The organism is Chelativorans petroleitrophicus (assembly GCF_025398195.1).
Classification (GTDB): Bacteria; Pseudomonadota; Alphaproteobacteria; order Rhizobiales; family Rhizobiaceae; genus Chelativorans; species Chelativorans petroleitrophicus.
Window position 1 is genome coordinate 1 of sequence record NZ_JAODNV010000034.1, and the last position, 14233, is coordinate 14233.

The window sequence follows — 14233 nt, forward strand, 5'->3', positions numbered from 1 at the left end:
CGAAGCTCATCAGGTCCGCATGCAATTGCTTAATCGTGCGCTTCTGCTTGCGCGGCCTGTTCGCTTCCGTCCTCAGCGAGGCCGACAGCCGCTCGGCATAGGCATCAAGCTTGCTCGGCCGTTCCGGCACCTGGAAGCGGGGCTCCACCTCGCCGGATCGCAGGTATTTGCGGATCGTGTTCCGCGACAGTCCTGTGCGCCGTGCAATCTCCCGGATCGAATGTCCATCCCGCAAATGCCAGCGTCGGATAACGCTCAGTAACGCCATGCCTATCACTCCAATGTCCCCTGCGATCAACCAGCAGGGGTTGGCTCAAACATGGGTCACTTCTCAATGGAAAAATCCCTCAATCCCGGGTCAGTTCTCGGCGGAAATCAACACTCCAGCCAACCATCTTGCTGAAGATGTTCGACCGCTTTCGTGGAGTAAGGTATGCGAGCAAGGTTGGTCGACGGCACGCTGCTATGCACGGATTGCTCACATGTAAAGGCGGACGCCAATAGGGCAAGTTCGACCGATCCAAGTGGCCAAGTCGACGGCGCTATTCGTCGGTCGTCAATCCCTTGGCGGCGAGAATGCCAGCAAGATTGCTGACTTCGATGACGCTTTTGCCAGCCTTGTAGGCTGCAATGTAGCCAGCTTCGGCGTCTTCCCGCTCCTTGGATTTGCGAGCAACCTCCGCAGCGTCCTCACGCCGAACGATGACTACGCCGTCGGCATCGCCGCGAATTATGTCGCCTGGACGCACGAGCTGGCCGCCAAGGACTATCGGCTCGTTGATGCGGCCCAGTGACTCTTTAACCGTGCCGGCGACGCAGACACTCAAGCTGAAGACGGGAAAGCCGAGTTCGATGATCTCGCGCGTGTCGCGCACACCTGAATCAATGACAAGCGCCGTGATACCTTTAGCAACGCAGGCATTGGCGAGTACATCGCCGAAGAAGCCCGCCTCCGCGTACTCGCCAGCCGATACCACGATGACGTCGCCTGGCATGGCATAGGAGATCGCCACCTGCAGCATGATGTTGTCCCGCGGCGCACATTTTACGGTGAAGGCCGAACCGCAGAATGACATGCTCCGATCGAGCGGCCTGATCTTCGAGCTCACGGCACCGATACGCCCCTGCGCTTCATGTATGGTGGCGACGCTGAAACGCGAAAGCGCTTCGACGTCCTCGGGGCGCGCCCGCTCAATTTTTGTAGTGACGTGAACCATTGATCCTCTTCCTGAATGCTACAAAGGCCGGATCGTGAAGTCCAACCTACAACAGTTTTTTGCACGCATCTGCGATGCGCTTGCAGGCCTCGCGGATTGATGCCTCGGAGGTCGCAATGGACAGCCGGAAATAGGGTGAGAAGCCATAGGCTGCGCCATGGATCGCTGCAACGCCGTTGTCCAAAAGGTGGAGCACGAAATCAAGATCGTTCTCGATCTTCCCGCCATGCGGCGTCTTCTTGCCCATCATGCCCGCGCAATTGACAAACAGGTAGAACGCGCCGTCCGGCGCCCTGCAGGACAGGCCCGGAATAGAATTGAGCATTTCCACTGCGATGTCGCGTCGACGCCGGTAGGCCAAGCGGGTTTCCGCCACGAAGCTTTGGTCACCGGTCAAGGCAGCGACCGCCGCGGCCTGGCTGATAGAAGATGGGCAGGAAGAACTCTGCGATTGCAGCTTGTTGATGGCATCGACGAGCAGCGGTGGCCCGAAGCCATAACCAAGCCGCCAGCCGGTCATGGCATAGCTCTTCGAGACGCCGTTGACCACGAAGATGCGATCTCTAATCAGCGGAGCCGCTTCGACCAGGCTTGTGAACCGCCCCTCCCCGAACCAGATTTCGTCATAAATCTCGTCGGATAACACATAAACGTGAGGATGGCGCTCCAGGATTTCGCCAAGCGCTTTCAGCTCGATTTCGTCGTAGACCGCGCCCGTGGGATTGGACGGACTGTTGAGGATCAGCCAGCGCGTCTTTGGGGTGATCGCCTTCTCCAGCGCTTCGGGCTTGAGCTTGAAGCCATAGGCTTCGGAGCAAGGCACGATCACCGGCTGGCCGTCATTGGCAAGCACCATGTCTGGATAGGATACCCAATACGGCGCGGGTATTATCACTTCGGCGCCTTCGTCCACTGAGGCCATCAGCGCCAAGAAGATGATCTGCTTCCCGCCGCCACCGACCGTGATCGCGTCGAGAGGATAATCTTGGCCCGTTTGGCGCTTTATGCGGGCGGCAATTGCCTTTCGTAGCGGGAGTGTTCCGTTAACCGGCGTATATTTGGTCTCGCCCGCACGGATTGCCGCAATACCAGCATCCTTGACAGGGTTTGGTGTGTCGAAGTCCGGCTCGCCGACTGTCATGTCAATGATGTCACGACCTGCGGCTTTCATTTCCCTAGCCTTGGCGGCGGCAGCGGTGCTGGGGGATGGCTGGATGCGTTTCACGCGTGCGGCGAGTTGGAAGTCTGTCATTTCTCTGAAGACGCCTGAGGTCCATGCGCTCTCAATTATGAATACCAAGACGATAAGCTGGCGATGTCGGACCCGGTAATACCTATTCCATATGGGGGGATAGTGGGCGTCGATGTTCTACAATTGGCATCGGAAAGTCGTCCGACCCCATGCCCAAGATAGCTCGCGGCCCAGCGAATACTGCTGGTCCGGAAAGGACGGCGGCTTTGCCGATCGACCATCCTGGGGAAGTTCATGGATTTTGACAGACTCGCAGCGCTTTCGAAATGGATGTCTGCTTCTCCCGTGGCTGAGCTGGAATGGAGCGAGGGCAGCTTGCGCGTGAAGCTAGTCAGGGCGAGCAACTTCGCGGAACCGCGGAGTTGGCTACCTACTGCGCCTGAGATGGTTGCGGAAACTCCATTGCCGTTTGGTGAATATGTCGTGACCGCCCCCTTTTTTGGCGTCGTTCACCTTGCCCCCGCCTCCGGCGCGCGCCCACACGTCGTCGAGGGGCAGGAGATCAAACAGGGAGATACGCTTTGCACGATCGAAGCCATGAAGGTGTTCAATACCGTCGTTGCCGAGCGTCCCGGTATCCTGAAAGAAATTCTCGTCAGTACGGGCGCGGAAGTATCGATCGGACAACCTCTCTTCCGTATTGCCCCCGACGGTAAAGGTGAGGACACGTGATGCCCGCAATGCCTTTTGATACCGTCTTGATCGCGAATCGTGGCGAGATCGCGCTGCGAATCCTGCACGCGTGCCGACTTCTGGGTCTGAAAGCAGTGTGCGTTTATTCCGATGCTGATCGCGATGCACCGTATTTACCCCTCGCCGACGCTTCAGTTTGCATTGGCCCGGCTGCACCCAGTGCCAGCTATCTCAATATCGAGGCGATATTGATGGCGGCGGACGTGACTGGTGCGCAGGCAGTCCATCCGGGCTATGGGTTTCTTTCCGAGAGCGCGGCTTTCGCGGATGCGGTGAATGATAGCGGTCGCATCTTCATCGGGCCGTCTGGTGACTGCATCCGCACAATGGGCGATAAGGTGGCCGCCAAGCGTGCGATGATGAAAGCCGACGTGCCTTGCGTGCCGGGTCCCGACAACGAGCTGCCTGACGATATGGATGAGGTCGATCGCATCGCCTCGCAGATTGGCTACCCGGTTATCATAAAGGCCGCTGGTGGCGGTGGTGGTCGCGGCATGCGAATCGTACAAACACCGGGTGAGCTACGAAGCGCGGTCATGATTGCCCGCGAAGAAGCATCCCGCTTCTTCGCAAGTCCCGCGATTTACATGGAGAAGTTTCTTGAAAGGCCTCGCCACGTCGAGGTTCAAGTACTTTGCGACAACCATGGCAACGTGGTTTGGCTAGGCGATCGTGACTGCTCGATCCAGCGACGCCATCAGAAAATCATCGAGGAAGCTCCAGCGCCCGGGATAGACCGGTCAAAAATCGCTGATCTCGGAGCTCGCTGTGCCGCTGCTTGCCAACAGATCGGCTATTCGGGGGCCGGCACCTTTGAGTTCCTCTACGAGAACGGCTCATTCTATTTCATCGAGATGAACACACGCCTACAGGTCGAGCATCCCGTGACAGAAATGGTAACGGGCGTGGACATCGTTGCGGAACAACTGCGTATCGCGCTCGACCAGAAACTCTCGGTCAGACAGGAGCAAGTGGTGACGACTGGCCATTCGGTGGAGTGCCGAATTAATGCCGAGGATGCATTTACCTTCATGCCTGTGCCCGGGAAGATTTCGGCGCTCACGCTGCCCGGCGGACCAGGAATCCGCATCGACACGCATTTGCAGCAGGGTTATCGCATTCCCGCCACCTACGATTCCCTGATTGCGAAAGTGATCACACATGGGCGTTCGCGTGAAGAAGCCATCGATCGCATGCGAGGTGCCCTACGACAGTTTCGGATCGAAGGTCTGTCCTGCAATGCCGCACTGCATGCCGAACTCCTGGAGGACAAAGGCTTTATTGCGGGGGGTGTCGACGTGCATTATCTGGAACGTTTCTTGGAAAGCAGGGCTCATCTATGAACCTTGCCCTTTCCGGAACCAACTCCGCGCCGCGCATTAGCCATCTCGGCACTTCCGCTATTCTGTTCGAGGCGCCAGGTGAACTAAATTTAGCTAACCAGCGTCGCATTTGGGCGCTCGCTGAGCGAGCTTCGACTTGGCCGAATGTGCGTGAAGCCGTGCCCGGCCTGACAAATCTTATGCTGATCCTCGATCCGCCACCGCGTGATCCCGACGCGTTGAAACAACTACTTCTTGACGGATGGGCATCCGGCGAAGAGTTGCACCCAAAGCCTAAGACTTTGAAGATTCCGATCGTCTACGGTGGTGAGGGGGGGCCCCATCTCCGGGACGTTGCAGAAGGTACAGGACTCAGCGTCGATGAGGTCGTGCGCCTGCACAGCCAGCCCACCTATACAGTCTACGCCGTAGGGCAGCATGCCGGCTATTGTTACCTAGGGGGGCTGAACCCGCGCCTTTTCATGCCGCGTCGTAAGGTGCCACTCGTAAGCATTCCAGCTGGGTCTCTTTCGATAGCAGGCATGCAGACCGGTGTCTCTGCGTCGAGGGGTCCGAGCGGCTGGCATACAATAGGCCGGGCTGAGATCTCATTCTTCGATCCCACAAATCGCCCGCCTGCACGACTTAAGCCCGGAGACATTGTTCAGTTCGTAGTGGAAGGCATCTTGGAATGATCGAGATCCTGTCCGCTGCACCCTTGATGACAGTCCAAGATATGGGGCGCTCCGGCAACTACCGCTATGGTGTCTGCCGGTCTGGCGCGATGGATCGTGTGGCGCTCGCTATTGGAAACGCGCTCCTAGGCAACGACGAGAATGCCGCGGCCCTCGAGATCCCGATGCCACCGGTCCGGATTTTCTTCCGGTCCGAGATCAACTTTGCTCTGACGGGCGCCGACTGCGTCGCCACGCTCGATGGTTCTCCGATTCCGCCCTGGTGGGCAATGCGGGCGCGTGCCGGCCAAGTGTTGTCGCTTGCTCCACCCCAAACGGGTTCGTGTGCCTACCTTTGTCTTGAAGGCGGAATCAACGTGCCGGAAGTACTCGGGTCGCGAAGCACTCAACTGCGTGAAGGCTTCGGCGGGCTTAACGGTAAACCCGTGTCTCCGGGCGACCGGCTAGATGCGGTGGGGAACGACGTCATTCTTCCGCCCGGTGGCTTGGGTGCCGTACCACCCCGAAACGCGCTCGCCCTCTCAGATTGGCCCGGGATCACGCTGCGTGTCATTCCGGCGGCGGAATACGACAATTATACCGCCGCATCGCGGGACGCTTTCTGGTCGGCGGATTGGCTGATTACTCCGCAAAGCAACCGTGCAGGCTATAGGTTGTCGGGGCCTGATCTAACGCTCACTCATCCGCTGGAGCTGCGCTCCCACGGAATTGTGCCGGGCGTTATTCAAGTGCCGCCTGGAGGTCAGCCGATAATACAGCTGGCGGATGCAGGGACGATGGGCGGCTATCCTAAGATCGGAACGGTGATCGAGGCTGACCTCTGGCGTATCGGCCAGGCTCGAGCTGGGGATAGGTTGCGATTCATTGAGACTGACTATGGAACGGCAATCGATGCGCTCGAGGCTGTAAAACAGTACCTTTACGACATGCGCCGCCAGACCGCCTTGCTACGGAAAGCGGCTAGACGCTGGGAACAGGTATGAATACGGACAACCTCGACCAGCTGCTTCAGCTCATGCGCGAGCATCGCCTTTCGCACGTCTCATATTCAGACGGTGCGATAAAGGTGTCGATGACGCTCATGATGCCGAAGAGTTCCGGAACACTCGCGATAACGGGCTCCACAGCAGCCAAGCCCTTGCTGAATTCCAGCAGTGCCATCGGAACTCTCTTGACGGCGCATCCGGCGCGCTCGTCGGTCACCGTCAAGAGCGGTGATCGTGTCGTGGCTGGCCAGCCGCTGGCATTCATTCAGTTCGGTTACAGCCTCTCGGCGGTGACTGCGAAGGTGTCGGGCATACTTGGACGGCAGCTTGTCAAATATGGACAAATCGTCGGGTACGGCGATCCGATCTTCGAGCTTTTGCCTGATGAATCGGCCGACATGAGAGAAGGTAAATCCCAATGCTAATAGATATTAATGCTGATCTTGGGGAAGGTTTTGGCCCCTATTCAATCGCCGACGACGAAGCCCTTATGCCCTTGATCACCTCGGCTAACGTGGCATGCGGCTACCATGCAGGCGATCCGGTCATTATGGATAGAACGATTCGGCTGGCCAGGGATCATGGTGTAGACCTTGGTGCGCATGTGAGTTTCCCCGACCGGATGGGATTTGGTCGCCGGCTCATTCAAATGGAACCGCATGAACTCGAGAAGCATGTGCTCTATCAACTTGGGGCACTGTATGGTTTAGCCCACCCTGTCGGCCTTCGTATTAAGCACGTCAATCCGCACGGGGCACTCGGCAATCTTGCCTCGGCTGACAAGTGTATCGCGGAGACGCTAGTGCGGGCCGTACGCTCCTTCGACCCGGAGATTCGCTTCCTAGTGCTTCCCAAGTCCGAACTTGAGGTCGCTGCTCGAGCCGCTGGCATGTCCTGCTGGCGGCTGTTTCTCGCGGACCGCGCCTATGCTGGAGACGGACAGCTCGCTCCTCGCGCTTTGCCAGGGGCCGTCATTAAGGATGAAGAACGAGTCGTCGCCCGTTTGGTTCGCCTTATCAAGGAAGGCACGGTCGAAACAATTGATGGGGGCGTCTTGAGAATGGAGATTGATTCGGTTCTCATCCATTCCGATACGCCAGGTGCAATCTCGCTGGCGAGACGAATCCGCCAGCAGCTGATCAACAACGGCGTCGTGATCAGCGCCCTTTCCAGCCATGTGCGGAAAGAGTGACTAATGCGGGGCAGAAGCATGCAGCGGATGGGAGGTGAGAGGGTGAATTCACTCTTTGATTTGTCGGGCAAGCTGGCGCTGGTGACGGGATCGAGCCAGGGCATAGGCTATGCGTTGGCCGATGGGCTTGCTCAGCATGGCGCGGCAATTGTCCTTAATGGCCGCAACCCGGACAAGCTCGATGCAGCGGCAGAGGCTCTACGCGCAAAAGGATTCGAAGTAACGGCAATTCCGTTCGACGTGACGGAAAACCAAGTCACGGAAGATGCTATAGCCCGGATCGAGCGCGAGATCGGCCCGATCGATGTTCTCGTCAACAATGCCGGAATGCAATTTCGCACGCCTCTTGAAGACTTTCCGGGCGACCGTTGGGAACAACTTTTGAAGACCAACATCTCCAGCGTCTTCTATGTCAGTCAGGCAGTAGCGCGGCGCATGATCAAGCGCAGGTGTGGCAAGATCATCAACATTGCTTCCGTGCAGAGCGAGCTGGCGAGACCGGGAATTGCGCCCTACACCGCGACTAAGGGTGCCTTACGCAATTTAACGCGCGGCATGTGCACTGACTGGGCGCAGTACGGCATTCAGGTCAACGCCATCGCGCCGGGTTACTTCAAAACCCCGCTCAACCAGGCCCTGATCGACAATCCGGATTTCTCCACCTGGCTAGTGAACCGCACGCCTGCCCGGCGCTGGGGCGAAGTCCAAGAGTTGATCGGCGCGGCTGTTTTTCTCGCCAGCGACGCCTCATCTTTCGTGAACGGACACACTCTTTATGTCGACGGCGGCATTACGGCCTGCCTCTGAGCCCTCACCACTGATCATCGTGATGGGTGTCAGTGGATGTGGCAAGACAACCGTTGGTACTTGTCTTGCCACAAGGTTAGGCCTTCATTTCGTCGAGGGGGACTCGCTCCATCCCGCAGCCAATTTCGAGAAGATGGCCGCTGGTATCCCGCTTCAGGACGAGGACCGGTGGCCTTGGCTCGATACGATCGCAGCAACAATTGCAGTGGCAGCGACACAGAACCGAGGCCTCGTCGTCTCATGCTCTGCACTGAAAAAGATCTATCGCGACAGACTCCGCGCCGCAGCCGACGGAAAGCTCATGTTTGTATTCCTCCACGGCTCGAAGGAGCTCCTGGCGGAACGCATGGATGCTCGTATCGGCCATTTTATGCCGCCCTCATTGCTTGAAAGCCAGATCGCGACGCTTGAGGAGCCCCATGACGAAGACAATGTAATAGCCATCGAAATCGCTGCCCCGATTGAAAACATTGTGTCTGCGGTTATGAGGGAGTTGAGGATTGGGCAGGAGTCGCTGTAGCACCTTCACCTCTCCCCAAAATATCTCCTGTCGGTTTTCGATCTCATTCTCAGTGTGGACCGCTCCCCGATGCGCTCGGCTGGCGCTAGAGTTTTCCGGCCTTGATCAGCAACACGGGCTGGCTGCGTGTGCTGATTTCATGAGCGCCGCCAGGACCTTGTTCCCGATCGCGCCGTGTGGCCGTTGCTCGTTATAGTCTCTGCGCCAAGCCTCCAACTTTTCCGCCGCATCCGCAAGGCTCAAGAACCAGTGAGCGTTCAAACATTCCGCCCGCAGCCGGGCATTGAACGCTTCGATGAAGGCGTTGTGCGGCATGGTGTTCTTGGTGCTCGATCGACCGATCCGCCCAGTGATATAGCTTGGCGAACCCGGGCCTCGGGTCTCCGGGAGCACGCAAGTGCGGGCAGGCCGTCGCACTGACATGAACCGCGAGTTCGACGTCGTTATCTGGTCACCCCTGCGACTAGCCCGGATGCGCTGCGAGCGCGGATCCGTAATTGTCGTGTCGCCCGCTGGCTCCCTGTTTGTGACCAACTAATGGAGGAGAGCCATGCGGATCATAGGCATGGACATACACAGGGTGGCGGCCGAAGTGGTCGCTGCTTGACGGTAAGATCGTGAAGCTCGGGCGTATTCCAATGCTGCGTGAGAAGCTTGAGGAGTTCGCCCGTAAGGAACTGACCCATGACGATCACGTGGTGATCGAGGCGACCGGCAACGCAGCTGCTGTCGTCGACGTGCTTTCCCCCTACGTTGACCGCATCGTCATCGCCAATCCCAGGCAGGTTCGGATGATCGCGCATGCGAAGGTGAAGACTGATGCCATCGACGCAGCGGCTCTTGCCAAGCTATACGCATCGGGCTTTCTTCCGAAAGTCTGGATGCCCGACCAGCGGACACTTGCCTTGCGCCGGCAGGTTACGCGCCGCATCCAATTGGTTCGCCAACGCGTCCGGTTGAAGAACCTGATTCAGCCGATCCTGCATGCACACCTGGTTCCGCCTTACCCTCACGGGAACCTGGTAAGCATCAGCGGCCGCAAGTGGCTCGCCAGGCAGATGTTGCCCCCAGACGAACGCGAGGCGATCGAACGACATCTAAGCCTCATCGATCAGGTGGAACAGGCGCTGACACGGGTGGACGCCGATATCGCCAAATGTACAATGACCGACCGGACGATCCGGCGCCTGCGTCGACGTCGCCGTCGCTTCGGGAGTGGCCGCCGCTATTGGTGACATCTGTCGGTTCAGCGATCCGCAAAAGCTCGCCGGCTATCTCGGGTTGAACCCGAGTGTGCGGCAATCCGGAGAAGGGCCGGCGTATCATGGTCGCATTACCAAACAGGGTCGCGGCCATGCCCGGGGCATGTTGGTCGAAGCGGCGTGGGCGGCAGCCAGATCCCCGGGTCCACTTCGGGCATCCTACAGACGTGTCGCTGCTCGCCGCGGCAAGCACATCGCCGCTGTCGCCACCGCGCGCAAGCTGGCGATGATTATCTGGCACATGTTGCATAAGGGTGCTGATTACATCTGGTGTCGGCCGGCCTTGCTCGCCCGCAAGTTCAGCACTGTCGAACTACGAGCCGGCCTGCCGGCTGATCACGCCAAACGCGGTGCAGCTTACGATTACAATATCCCTGAGAAACGAGCAGAAGAGAGATCGAGGGTCGAGAAAGCGGAAGCTGCCTGCACCGACTTCACCGCGGGGTGGCGAACACGGGTGAAGAACCGGAAGTCTGTGGAAAAAGCTGTCCAACGAGTTGATAGGGGTATTCTTCTACAACATCCGTGTCGGTGGGCTTGCCCGGCCGCGAGAAGTCGAGCGTGACGCCCCGCTGGTAAGCCCAATAGAGAAAGTGCCAATACCGAGGCTGGAGGTAACATCATCTTTTCAACGGGGGAACAGCAAGAAGGTCGCCGAAGATCACCTTGACGGCCGCAGACCCTCCCGCTAGCGCCACATGCCGCGCATACGTGCTTTCAGATCCACGCGAACGGTTGGGTGTGGCGACTGCCCGCCATGATCTGCCATCGGAGGCGGCCAGGAGATCTGTGAAAACCGCTCCAGCATGGAGTCCGTGATAAAGCGGGTGCGCGAGGCATAGACATGCTGATCTCCCCTCGCCGCCTGACCGTGGACGAAGAAGCGCTGCGGTGTGATCAGGTGCAGGCTGTCCTTTGCCCGTGTCATCGCCACATAGAGGAGCCGCCGTTCCTCCTCGATTTCCTCCCGCTCGCCGACTGCAAGATCGCTTGGGATGCAGCCATCCACCGCATTCAGCACGAAGACCTTGGTCCATTCCTGGCCCTTGGCTGAGTGGATGGTGCTGAGGATCAGGTAGTCCTCGTCGCGATGCGGCGGGCCTGCCTCATCGCTGGTGGCCTCGGGAGGATCCAGGGTCAGGTCGGTGAGAAAGCGTTCCCGCGAGGAATACCCGGCTGCGATCTGCTCGAGCTGCAGGAGGTCGGCCCGGCGCGTGGTGGCGTCCCCGTGGATGCGCTCCAGATGCGGCTCGTACCATAGGCGTACATGTTCCAGATCGGACGGCCAGCCCGAGCGCGATCTGAGGCTGGAGAACAGCTCGACGAATCCTGGCCAGTCCGCTTCGGCCCTCGCAGGCGCGCGGAAGAACTGCAGCCCAAGCACAGGATCGAGCGCACGCTCCATCGCTTCCATGGCAGAAGCGGCGGCAGAGGGTCCTATTCCTGGCAGCAACTGCATCACCCGGAAGGCGGCCACACGGTCCTTGGGGTTCTCCGCAAACCTTAGAACAGCGAGAACGTCCTTCACATGCGCAGAGTCCAGGAACTTCAGGCCACCGAACTTGACGAAGGGGATATTGCGGCGGGTAAGCTCGACTTCCAGCGGCCCGGAGTGATGCGAGGCCCGAAACAGCACCGCCTGCTGTTTCAGCGCGAATCCTTCCTCCCGTGCCTCAAGCACCTGTTCTGCGACATAGCTGGCCTGTTCGGCCTCGTCCCGGACCGTCACGAGCAGCGGTTTCTCAGCCGAGCGTCTTTCCGTCCAAGAACGACGATGAAGATCGGCATGGCCAATCTCCCCTACAACATCACCCGATACGTCTGGCACGAAAAAAGAGCGGCGGCCGCATGATGCGGCACCGCGATGAGGCCGTCCGGCCGTCGAAATCCAAAGTCGTCATCGCATCACAGCGCCGTCGTTCCGCTGAAGATCATCCTTCAAGCCGACCTTGACCGGTAATTAGAGATCTCCAGCGTCATTGCTGCTCATCTTTCCGATGTCAGCTCCGATAAATCTCAACAGGTTTCGGCAATCTGAGCATTGTGCGCCCTTGCAAAAAAGTATAGAAAATATGCTTAGGAGGACTGTGGGGTAGTTCAGCTAATGGGCTTGGGGACGATGATGAAGCTTCCGTATATTACGGTGCTGGCGTTATCAACTGTTTTTGTGGCGTCTGGCGCTGGGGCCGAAACACCGTTGCCGGGAGGGCTGCCGCCGCTTCCACCGCCGACGAGAATAGAACAACTTCAGAATGAGCGAGAATTGCTCGAACGGGAAGCGCGCGAGATCGGTGGACGCAGAACGATTCAGGAATCACTCCGTTCGGTCAATCTGCGGATCAGCGAGCGGCTGGCGCAGATCAAGCAATTCGAGGAAGTTGCCAAAGAGCTCGGAACGACCATTGACGAGCTTGAGAATATGCAGGCTGAGGCGAAGGCTGAAGTCGAAAAAATAGCGAAAGGTAGCAAGGCCGATGAAGGAATCATCCAAGGCACCAAGCTTGCTAGGTTTATGGTAAGTCGGTTAGTCGATCAATCGCTGCGAAGGGTTGCTAGGGGACTTGGTTTTGTCGCTGATCTGACCATAGAAGGTATGACAGTTCACATAAAAAATGTAACAACGGAAAGTTTTCAGGAGCTAATAGATAAACAACGCCTGAACCTTAGAGACATAAACAATCTCTTGTTGGCGCTTTACAAAGATGTAGCTGTGGAGCGAATCGTGCTGAAGCGGCTGCAGGAAATCGACCGGAGGAATGCAGAGATTATCCGGGAAATTGTCGCCGAACGTGAGCGCGCAGAACAAAGAAGGCTGGTACGGCAACCAGTTCTCGACCGTGAACAAGATACTGAATACGACAGGCTTCTCGACGAGATAGAACGGGTGCGTTTTCAGCTCAAACTGGCGGAATTTGAGGGAAAGCGCGCGGACGTCGAACTTCTGCGTCGCCGCCTGACCGAATTGGAGCGTCTGGCTGATGAACTGGATGAAGTGCCGCCCTCAAACATCGGGATGTTGCCGGGCGGATGCGGCACCGGTCTTTTTTATATTCCTGGAACTGACACTTGCCTGACGATCGGTGGTTACGTGAGGACTTCGTTTCAAGAGGTTGCCTCGAGCCCCGGCATAGGCACCATCCGCACAGGCACAAACGAGACGATGGCGTTCTCATTCAGCGACAGCCTTCAGTACTGGGGGGGCGGCATTGGATTGGAATATGGGCTTGGCAGCTCCATGTCTGTCTTCGGCATTCCTTCTGTGCTAAGCTACCGGTTCGTGTTTGGCGAAGTTGCGGGCTCATGGGCAGAGGCTCAGTCCGAGGGCTCGCTTGAGATCGGCGCAGACATCAATCTGGTCGGGGCGACGCTGCTGAGGGAGGATCCCACTTTCGGCACCGGCTGGTCAGCTGTTGCGCCGGGATTCGGCCTCAGCGGAAGCGCGGATATAAATAGTACCTGGGCCACCGGCTGGGTGGGGCTGGGGCATACTGTTCCCTTGGAATCGCGTGAAGGGTCAGGATCAGCGCTTGTATTGAAAGCCGGCCCCTTCATTGAGGGCATTGACTTCGATTCCTCCGGTCGTATGGATCTTACCTTCCTCGGATCCCCCTTTGGCGGCGTCTTCCAAACTTACGACCTTGAGACCCGCGACCTCTATGTCGGCGTGAAAGCTGAAGCGGCCTATGTTTGGCAGCCGAGTTCGCCGTTGCAGTTCTCTGTTGGAGCAAGTCTGTCCGTTGGCTATCACGGAGCACGGGGTTGGATTAACCAGGAGACTGGCTTCCCTGGCGGGATCGTCTACCAGTCTGACGACTACCGGCGGGACAGCCCGTTCCTCGGCTTTGGAGTTAGCGCGAGCGTTAAATGGATTCCAGACGAGAACGTTTCGATCGAATCGGGCGTCACCCTTGACTTTGTGCCCAATGTGACAGCGTACCAGATACCTGAGAATCCCAGCATGCAGCCTGGCAGCTTTGCGCAAGAGGATATCTGGCGCTTGGGGGTAAAGATTCTGCAGGCCAAGGTCTCCTTCTGACATGCGGTGTTCCTGCTCCAAAGTGGAGCAGGAACACTTTATTGGGTGCTTTTTGTCGTTCAGGATAAACGTCCTTTACCTGAAAGCCTGCATTCGCGCCGTCTCTGCCGTTGTCATTCGTTTGAGAGAAATCCTCCGATTGCATGGCTACGTGGAACAGAATCGAGAGCGGTTGTGACCTGCTCCCCTGATTGTCCGCGCTTATAAGCTAGCCCTGTTCACGTTGTGGTCCTTCATGGACCGGATTGCAA

12 protein-coding genes and 3 pseudogenes are annotated in these 14233 nt (G+C 58.0%); 10 read left to right on the plus strand and 5 right to left on the minus strand.

Annotated features, from left to right (window positions below):
- From NYR54_RS18570 to NYR54_RS18580, 3 genes are all read right to left on the minus strand, one after another.
- Window positions 1–268 (minus strand): helix-turn-helix domain-containing protein (locus tag NYR54_RS18570; protein ID WP_261517198.1); only part of this gene is annotated, 268 nt, incomplete at its 3' end.
- A gap of 274 nt (window positions 269–542) precedes the next feature.
- Window positions 543–1217, minus strand: a complete 675-nt coding sequence (locus NYR54_RS18575) for a 4-carboxy-4-hydroxy-2-oxoadipate aldolase/oxaloacetate decarboxylase (protein WP_261517199.1) — start codon at window positions 1215–1217, stop codon at window positions 543–545.
- Between the two features lie 46 nt (window positions 1218–1263).
- Entirely contained in the window at window positions 1264–2469 is a 1206-nt protein-coding gene (locus NYR54_RS18580) for an aspartate transaminase (RefSeq protein WP_261517200.1), read from the minus strand.
- 234 nt (window positions 2470–2703) lie between these two features.
- Between NYR54_RS18580 and NYR54_RS18585 the strand changes: the two genes are divergently transcribed.
- Genes NYR54_RS18585 through NYR54_RS18620 form a run of 8 tightly spaced genes read left to right on the plus strand, consistent with a single transcriptional unit; the run spans window position 2704 to window position 8684 of the window.
- Complete coding sequence (locus NYR54_RS18585) at window positions 2704–3141, plus strand: acetyl-CoA carboxylase biotin carboxyl carrier protein (RefSeq protein WP_261517201.1); 438 nt, start codon at window positions 2704–2706, stop codon at window positions 3139–3141.
- Window positions 3142–3149: 8 nt separating this feature from the next.
- Complete coding sequence (gene accC, locus NYR54_RS18590) at window positions 3150–4505, plus strand: acetyl-CoA carboxylase biotin carboxylase subunit (protein ID WP_423738647.1); 1356 nt, start codon at window positions 3150–3152, stop codon at window positions 4503–4505.
- Window positions 4502–5179 (plus strand): 5-oxoprolinase subunit PxpB, encoded by a 678-nt coding sequence (pxpB, locus tag NYR54_RS18595; protein WP_261517204.1) that lies wholly within the window; start codon window positions 4502–4504, stop codon window positions 5177–5179. Before accC ends, pxpB begins: the two co-directional genes overlap by 4 nt.
- On the plus strand, window positions 5176–6162 hold the full coding sequence (locus NYR54_RS18600) for a 5-oxoprolinase subunit C family protein (protein WP_261517205.1): 987 nt from the start codon (window positions 5176–5178) through the stop codon (window positions 6160–6162). Before pxpB ends, NYR54_RS18600 begins: the two co-directional genes overlap by 4 nt.
- Entirely contained in the window at window positions 6159–6590 is a 432-nt protein-coding gene (locus NYR54_RS18605) for an acyl-CoA carboxylase biotin carboxyl carrier protein subunit (RefSeq protein ID WP_261517206.1), read from the plus strand. The genes NYR54_RS18600 and NYR54_RS18605 overlap by 4 nt, the downstream gene beginning before the upstream one ends.
- Entirely contained in the window at window positions 6584–7357 is a 774-nt protein-coding gene (locus tag NYR54_RS18610) for a LamB/YcsF family protein (protein WP_261517207.1), read from the plus strand. The genes NYR54_RS18605 and NYR54_RS18610 overlap by 7 nt, the downstream gene beginning before the upstream one ends.
- Before the next feature lie 42 nt (window positions 7358–7399).
- Entirely contained in the window at window positions 7400–8164 is a 765-nt protein-coding gene (locus NYR54_RS18615; protein WP_261517208.1) for an SDR family oxidoreductase, read from the plus strand.
- A 22-nt stretch (window positions 8165–8186) separates the two neighbouring features.
- A complete protein-coding gene (locus tag NYR54_RS18620) occupies window positions 8187–8684 on the plus strand; it encodes a gluconokinase (protein ID WP_261517209.1) in 498 nt (165 codons plus the stop codon).
- A gap of 105 nt (window positions 8685–8789) precedes the next feature.
- Here NYR54_RS18620 and NYR54_RS18625 read toward each other — a convergent pair.
- A pseudogene (locus NYR54_RS18625) lies at window positions 8790–8990 on the minus strand (integrase core domain-containing protein); the annotation flags it as partial.
- 244 nt (window positions 8991–9234) lie between these two features.
- Between NYR54_RS18625 and NYR54_RS18630 the strand changes: the two are divergent.
- A pseudogene (locus tag NYR54_RS18630) lies at window positions 9235–10403 on the plus strand (IS110 family RNA-guided transposase); the annotation flags it as partial.
- A 231-nt stretch (window positions 10404–10634) separates the two neighbouring features.
- On the opposite strand, the pseudogene NYR54_RS18635 reads toward NYR54_RS18630, so the two are convergent.
- Window positions 10635–11711, minus strand: a pseudogene (locus NYR54_RS18635) (3'-5' exonuclease); the annotation flags it as partial.
- Window positions 11712–12068: 357 nt separating this feature from the next.
- Here NYR54_RS18635 and NYR54_RS18640 point away from each other — a divergent pair.
- Window positions 12069–13982: a porin gene (locus NYR54_RS18640; protein ID WP_261517210.1), complete on the plus strand. Its 1914-nt coding sequence runs from the start codon at window positions 12069–12071 to the stop codon at window positions 13980–13982.
- The last annotated feature ends 251 nt before the right edge of the window (window positions 13983–14233 follow it).

Excerpts from the sequence above, each read along its gene's own strand:
- NYR54_RS18585 (WP_261517201.1), top strand. The coding sequence starts at position 2,704 with ATGGATTTTGACAGACTCGCAGCGCTTTCGAAATGGATGTCTGCTTCT.
- NYR54_RS18580 (WP_261517200.1), bottom strand. The coding sequence starts at position 2,469 with ATGACAGACTTCCAACTCGCCGCACGCGTGAAACGCATCCAGCCATCC.
- NYR54_RS18640 (WP_261517210.1), top strand. The coding sequence starts at position 12,069 with ATGAAGCTTCCGTATATTACGGTGCTGGCGTTATCAACTGTTTTTGTG.
- NYR54_RS18605 (WP_261517206.1), top strand. The coding sequence starts at position 6,159 with ATGAATACGGACAACCTCGACCAGCTGCTTCAGCTCATGCGCGAGCAT.
- NYR54_RS18600 (WP_261517205.1), top strand. The coding sequence starts at position 5,176 with ATGATCGAGATCCTGTCCGCTGCACCCTTGATGACAGTCCAAGATATG.
- NYR54_RS18620 (WP_261517209.1), top strand. The coding sequence starts at position 8,187 with ATGGGTGTCAGTGGATGTGGCAAGACAACCGTTGGTACTTGTCTTGCC.
- NYR54_RS18575 (WP_261517199.1), bottom strand. The coding sequence starts at position 1,217 with ATGGTTCACGTCACTACAAAAATTGAGCGGGCGCGCCCCGAGGACGTC.
- pxpB (WP_261517204.1), top strand. The coding sequence starts at position 4,502 with ATGAACCTTGCCCTTTCCGGAACCAACTCCGCGCCGCGCATTAGCCAT.
- NYR54_RS18610 (WP_261517207.1), top strand. The coding sequence starts at position 6,584 with ATGCTAATAGATATTAATGCTGATCTTGGGGAAGGTTTTGGCCCCTAT.
- accC (WP_423738647.1), top strand. The coding sequence starts at position 3,150 with ATGCCTTTTGATACCGTCTTGATCGCGAATCGTGGCGAGATCGCGCTG.